The organism is Mesorhizobium sp. M7A.F.Ca.CA.004.06.1.1 (genome assembly GCF_003999135.1).
In the GTDB taxonomy this organism is placed as follows: domain Bacteria; phylum Pseudomonadota; class Alphaproteobacteria; order Rhizobiales; family Rhizobiaceae; genus Mesorhizobium.
Map to the genome: position 1 here is coordinate 1 of NZ_RZPQ01000291.1, position 6597 is coordinate 6597.

At 64.5% G+C, this 6597-nt stretch carries 5 protein-coding genes and 1 pseudogene; all 6 read right to left on the reverse strand.

What is annotated here, in order from left to right; genetic code table 11:
- Positions 1-1288, reverse strand: a 1288-nt coding sequence (locus EN906_RS18050; RefSeq protein WP_164777221.1) for a molybdopterin-dependent oxidoreductase, incomplete at its 3' end; no start/stop codon positions are given.
- A gap of 3 nt (positions 1289-1291) precedes the next feature.
- Entirely contained in the window at positions 1292-1621 is a 330-nt protein-coding gene (gene nirD / locus EN906_RS18055; RefSeq protein WP_127267123.1) for a nitrite reductase small subunit NirD, read from the reverse strand.
- Between the two features lie 5 nt (positions 1622-1626).
- Positions 1627-4077, reverse strand: a complete 2451-nt coding sequence (nirB, locus tag EN906_RS18060; RefSeq protein ID WP_127267122.1) for a nitrite reductase large subunit NirB — start codon at positions 4075-4077, stop codon at positions 1627-1629.
- A 4-nt stretch (positions 4078-4081) separates the two neighbouring features.
- Positions 4082-4878, reverse strand: a pseudogene (locus tag EN906_RS18065) (ABC transporter ATP-binding protein).
- 11 nt (positions 4879-4889) lie between these two features.
- Positions 4890-5780 carry a nitrate ABC transporter permease gene (gene ntrB, locus EN906_RS18070; protein WP_127271809.1) on the reverse strand — a complete coding sequence of 297 codons (891 nt, stop codon included), beginning with the start codon at positions 5778-5780 and terminating at the stop codon, positions 4890-4892.
- Positions 5781-5850: 70 nt separating this feature from the next.
- On the reverse strand, positions 5851-6597 hold a 747-nt coding region (locus EN906_RS18075; RefSeq protein ID WP_164777222.1), incomplete at its 5' end, for a CmpA/NrtA family ABC transporter substrate-binding protein.

The window sequence follows — 6597 nt, forward strand, 5'->3', positions numbered from 1 at the left end:
GGGCCAGCACGTCCGACACCACCACGAAAGGGCACGCCTTGATCGCCGCTTCGACGGCATCGGCGTCCGGCATCGAATCGACCGGGTTGGTGGCCATGATCCACAGCGCCTTGATGCGCCCGTCGGCCAGCGCCTGGAACATCTCGACTGCCTTCAGGCCGGGCTTTCCGGCAATGGCCGGCGCGTTCCAGAAGCGCTGCACACGGTCGCGATGGTCGGGGTTTTCGATCTCCATATGGGCGGCGAGCATATTGGCCATGCCGCCGACCTCGCGGCCGCCCATGGCGTTGGGCTGGCCCGTCACCGAAAACGGCCCTGCTCCGGGTTTGCCGATGCGGCCGGTGGCGAGATGGCAGTTGATGATGGCGTTGACCTTGTCGGTGCCGGATGACGACTGGTTCACACCCTGGCTGTAAACCGTCACCGTTTTCGCCGTCGCCGCAAACAGGCTGTAGAAACGGCCAAGCTCGTCCTCGCTCAGGCCGGTGGCGGCGGCGACGCCGGCCAGGTCGAGCGCGGAGGCCGCGAAAAGCGCTTGCCCGAAGCCGGTCGTGTGCGTCGTGATGTAGGCGCGGTCGAGCGCATTGTGCTGGCCGAGATAAGCGAGCAGGCCCGTGAACAAAGCGACGTCGCCATCGGGCGCGATCGCCAGATGCATATCGGCGATGTCAGCGGTCATGGTGCGACGCGGGTCGACCAGGACGATCTTCATCTCCGGCCGCTTTTCCCGGGCAGCCGCGATGCGCTGGTAGAGCACCGGATGGCACCAGGCGAGGTTGGAGCCGACCAGCACGATCAGGTCGGCCAGTTCCAGATCCTCGTAGGTTCCTGGCACGGTGTCGGAGCCGAAAGCGCGGCGGTGGCCGGCGACCGAGGAGGCCATGCACAGGCGCGAATTGGTGTCGATGTTGGCCGAGCCGACAAAACCCTTCATCAGTTTGTTGGCGACATAATAGTCCTCGGTCAGCAACTGGCCGGAGACATAGAAGGCGACCGCATCGGGCCCATGGTGGGCGATGGTCTGCGAGAAGGTCGAAGCGACCAGGTCGAGCGCCTCGTCCCAGCCGGCGCGGCGACCATGGATCTCCGGATGAAGCAGCCTGCCGCCGAGATCGATGGTCTCGGCCAGTGCCGAGCCCTTGGAGCAGAGCCGACCGAAATTGGCCGGATGGTTGGGGTCGCCGCGCACGGACACCTGCCCGTCCGCGGCGACCTTCGCCAGCACGCCGCAGCCCACCCCGCAATAGGGGCAGGTGGTCCTCACCTCGCGCGCTTCCTCAATCTCCATGGTTCAGGCCGCGCGGCTGGCCAGCGCTTCCAGCGCGATGAACAGACGTTCGCCTTCGACCCGCACCGGAATGGTGCGCACCGCGCCCTCGTCGGCGCCGAGCGCTTTGCCCGTCTCCAGCGAAATCACCCAGTTGTGCAAGGGACAGGTCACCGCCGCACCGTGCACGATGCCCTGGCTGAGCGGTCCACCCTTGTGCGGGCAATGGTCGTCGATGGCATAGACCTGATCATCGGCGGTGCGGAAGACGGCGATCTTGCCTTCCGGGGTGGCGACGCAGCGCGCGCCGCGGCGGGGGATGTCGGCGATAGAGCCGATGGCGATCCAGTTCATGATTGTCACTCCGCCGCCTGCGCAAACCCGACCGAGGCCATCGGCCGGAATTCGTGCTTGTCCTTGCCGGAAACGCGTTCCGACCACGGATCGACCTGGGCGAATTTCTGGCTGAAGACGAAGCGGTCGTAATAAGCCTTGCGCTTCTCGCCATCGTCCATGATCTGACGCTTGATCTCGGGGATGCCGATGCGTTTGGCCCATTTGTAGATGCGCTCGAGATAGCGACCCTGCTCGCGATACATCTGCGTCAGCGCCACGATATGCTCCAGCGCCTCATCCTCGGTCTTGACCAGGCCCAGCACCTCGGTGCCCTTGATGTCGAGGCCGGCCGCGCCGGCGAAATGGATCTCGTAGCCGGAGTCGACGCAGATCACGCCGACATCCTTGCAGGTCGCCTCGGCACAGTTGCGCGGACAGCCCGACACCGCCATCTTGACCTTGGCCGGCGTCCACGAGCCCCACATGAATTTTTCGATGCGGACGCCAAACCCTGTCGAATCCTGCGTGCCGAAGCGGCACCAGTCCGAGCCGACGCAGGTCTTCACCGTGCGCAACCCCTTGGCATAGGCGTGGCCGGAGACGAAGCCGGCCTGACCGAGATCGGCCCATACCGCCGGCAGGTCCTCCTTGCGGATGCCGAGCATGTCGATGCGCTGGCCGCCGGTGACCTTGACCATCGGGATTTCGAACTTGTCGACGACGTCGGCGATGGCGCGCAGCTCCGCCGCGTTGGTGACGCCGCCCCACATGCGCGGCACCACCGAATAGGTGCCGTCCTTCTGGATGTTGGCGTGGACGCGCTCGTTGATGAAGCGCGACTGGTAGTCGTCGGCGTACTCGTCCGGCCAGTCGCAGACGAGATAATAGTTGAGCGCCGGCCGGCATTTGGCGCAGCCGCAGGAGGTCGTCCACTCCAGTTCCTGCATGACGGCGGGAATGGTCTTCAGGCCCTTGGCGATGATCAGCCGGCGCACCTCGTCATGGCCGAGCGTCGTGCAGCCGCACATCGGCTGCACCGCCGCCGGATTGTATTTGTCGCCGATGGTCAGCACCATCAGCTTCTCGACCAGCCCGGTGCAGGAGCCGCAGGAGGCTGACGCCTTGGTGTGGGCACGCACGTCGTCGAGCGAGGTCAGGCCCTTCCCCGTAATCGCGCCAGTGATCTTTCCCTTGCAAACGCCGTTGCAGCCGCAGATTTCCGCATCATCCGGCAAGGCTGCAACGGCCGCCATAGGGTCCAGCGGGGCACCCCCCTGGTAGGACTGGCCGAAGATGAGCGTGTCGCGCATTTCGGAAATATCGGTCTGCTTCTTCTTGAGGTCGTTGAACCAGGCTCCATCAGCCGTCTCGCCATAGAGCACGGTACCGATGATGCGGTCGTCCTTCAGGACGAGGCGCTTGTAGACGCCGGCGGCCGCATCGCGCAGCACGATCTCCTGGCGGTCCTCGCCCTCGGCGAAGTCGCCGAGCGAGAACAGGTCGATGCCGGTGACCTTGAGCTTGGTCGGCGTGTCCATATGGACGAAGGCCGCCGCCTCGTTGCCGGCCAGCTGGCTGGCTGTGACCCGCGCCATCTCGTAGAGCGGTGCGACGAGGCCATAGACCTGGCCGTTGACCTCGGCACATTCGCCGAGCGCGTAGATGTCGGGATCGTTGCTGCGCATGCCGGCGTCGACGACGATGCCCCTGTTGACAGCGATGCCGGCCTGTTTCGCCAGCGCCGAATTCGGCCTGATGCCGACGGCCATCACCACAAGCGTTGCTGGGATAATGGTGCCGTCAGCAAGCTCCACCTGCCCGACCTTGCCGTTGCCTGTGATCGCCTGTGTGTTGGCCTTGGTGATCACCTTGATGCCGCGCTGCTCCACGGCACGCTGCAGCAGATAGCCGGCCGCGGGATCGAGTTGGCGCTCCATCAGCGTCGGCATGACATGCAGCACGGTGACGTCCATGCCTTGCGCGTTCAGCCCTGCTGCCGCCTCCAGCCCGAGCAGGCCGCCGCCGATGACCACCGCCTTGGCGCGCGACTGGGCGGCAAGCATCATCGCCTGGACGTCATCGAGGTCGCGATAGGTCAGCACGCCCGGCAGATCATGGCCCGGCACCGGAATGATGAACGGCACCGAACCGGTGGCGATGACGAGCTTGTCGTAAGGCTCGGTGACACCATGATCCGAAGTAACGGTCTTTGCCGTCCGGTCGATGGCAATGATCTTGTGGCCCTTGTAGAGGGTGATGTTGTTGGCGATGTACCAGCCGTCGCCGTGGATGATGATCTCCTCATAGGCTTTCTCGCCCGACAGAACCGGCGACAGCATGATGCGGTCGTAATTGACGCGCGGCTCGGCGTTGAAGATGGTGACGGTGTAGCGGCCCGGCGCCTGTTCCAGCAGGTGCTCGAGCATGCGCCCGGGGGCCATGCCGTTGCCGATGATGACAAGTCTTTCGCTCATGGTGCTACTCCGCGGCTTCGACGAAGCGGTGGCGTTCGTAGAGGAACTTCAGCACCGCCTCGCGGCAGCGCAGGAAAGTCCGGTCGGAAGAGAGTTCGACGCGCCGGCGCGGCCGCGCCAGCGGCACGGGAAGCACTTCGCCGATGGTTGCCGCCGGGCCATTGGTCATCATGACGATGCGGTCGGAAAGCAGCACCGCCTCGTCGACATCGTGGGTGATCATGATCGTCGTCGAGCCGAGCCTGGAGTGGATGTCCATCACCGCATCCTGCAGATGGGCGCGCGTCAGCGCATCGAGCGCGCCGAACGGCTCGTCGAGCAGCAGTATCTTCGGCTCCATGGCCAGCGCCCGGGCGATCCCGACGCGCTGCTTCTGCCGCCCGATATTTCTGCCGGGCGTTTATCCTTGGCATGCGCCATCTGCACGAGGTCGAGATTGCGCATGATCCAGTCATGCCGCTCGGCCTTGCTCTTCGAACGACCGAAGACCTTCGACACCGCCAGATTGATGTTTTCGTAGACGGTCAGCCACGGCAAAAGGCTGTGGTTCTGGAACACCACGGCGCGTTCCGGTCCGGGGCTGTCGACCTCCTTGTCCTCGAGCAGCACGGCGCCGGCGGACACCTTGGTCAGCCCGGCGATCAGATTGAGCAAGGTCGACTTGCCACAGCCGGAATGGCCGATGATGGAGACGAATTCGCCCTTGTCGATGGTCAGCCTGATGTCCTTCAATACCTCGCTGACCTGGGCACCACGCGTGAAGGATTTGTCGATATGGTCGAGTTTCAGATAGGCCGTCATCGCCCCTCTCCTCACTTTGCCGTTGTGCCGCGGGTGACGAAGGCGCCGACCGCCGCGACCAGACGGTCGAGGCAGAAGCCGGTGACGCCGATATAGGCGAGCGCGACGATGATGTCGGGCAGCCGCGACGAGTTCCACGCGTCCCAGATGAAGAAGCCGATGCCGACGCCGCCGGTCAGCATTTCGGCGGCGACGATGGCAAGCCAGGACAGGCCGATGCCGATCCTCAGGCCGGTAAAGATGTAAGGCGCGGCGGCCGGCACCATGATCTTCACGAAGAACTCGAACTGGTTGAGCCGCAGGATGCGCGAGACGTTGCGATAATCCTCTGGGATGTTACGCACGCCGACCGCGGTGTTGATGATGATTGGCCAGATCGACGTGATGAAGATGACGAAGATCGCCGACGGGCTGGAATCGCGGAACGCCGCCAGCGACAGAGGCAGCCAGGCCAGCGGCGGCACCGTGCGCAGGATCTGGAACACCGGGTCGAGGCCGCGCATCGCCCAGATCGACTGGCCGACCAGCGCGCCGAGCGCGACGCCGACCACCGCCGCCAGGCCGAAGCCGATGGCAACACGCTGCAGCGAGATTAGCACGCGCCATGCCAGACCGATATCCTGCGGGCCATTGTCGAAGAACGGATGCGCGATCAAATCGTAGGCCTCGTTCCACACCTGGGTCGGCGGCGGCAGGCTTGATGTCGGCGACGAACAGGCGATCTGCCAGACGACCAACATCAGCGCGATGACGATGATGGGCGGCACCAGCGCGCTCGCCAGTTTGCCGGCGATGGCGAGCGGCTCGAAGCGACGCCGTGCCTTGGCAGTGAAGGCGATGACCTCCGCCGGCTTGGCAGGAAAGGCCTTCACCTTGGTGTCCTCGATAGTCTGCATCGACATGTCTGGGGAAAACTCCGTGGGGCAGATAATTCGAGCGACAAACGGCGCAATGCGCCGTTTGCGCAGGGGTTCAGGCCGATGCCTTGATCTTCAGGCTATCGAGATAGGCGGACGGGTTGGCCGGATCGAAGATCTTGCCGTCGAAGAAGGTCTCGACGCCGCGCGACGACGACGCCGGAACGTCGGCAGCCGCAACGCCGAGATCCTTGGCCGCTTCGCGCCACAAATCCTCGCGGTTGACCTGATCGACCAGCGCCTTGATGTCGGTGGTCGGCGCGAACTTGCCCCAGCGGATGTTCTCGGCGAGGAACCACGTGTCGTGGCTCTTGAAAGGATAGGAGACGCCGCCCTTCCAGAACTTCATGGAGAGATCGGTGCCGTTGGCGACGCGGCCATTGCCGTAGTTGATGTCGCCCTTGAGGCGGCCGATGATGTCGGCGACGGGCACGTTCATCCATTGCCGCTTGCCGATGATGGCGGCCATCTCGTCCTTGTTCTCAGCGGCCTCGCACCATTGCTGGGCTTCCATGACGGCCATCAGGATCGCCTTGGTGGCGTTCGGGTATTTCTCGATGAATTCGGCACGCAGGCCGAGCGCCTTTTCCGGATGGCCCTTCCACAATTCGCCCGCCGTGGCGGCGGTGAAGCCGACGCCCTGATGGACGAGCTGCTCGTTCCACGGTTCGCCGACGCAGAACACGTCCATGTTGCCGACCTTCATGTTGGCCACCATCTGCGGCGGCGGCACGACGATGGTCGAGACGTCCTTGTCGGGATCGATGCCACCGGCCGCCAGCCAGTAGCGCAGCCACAAATC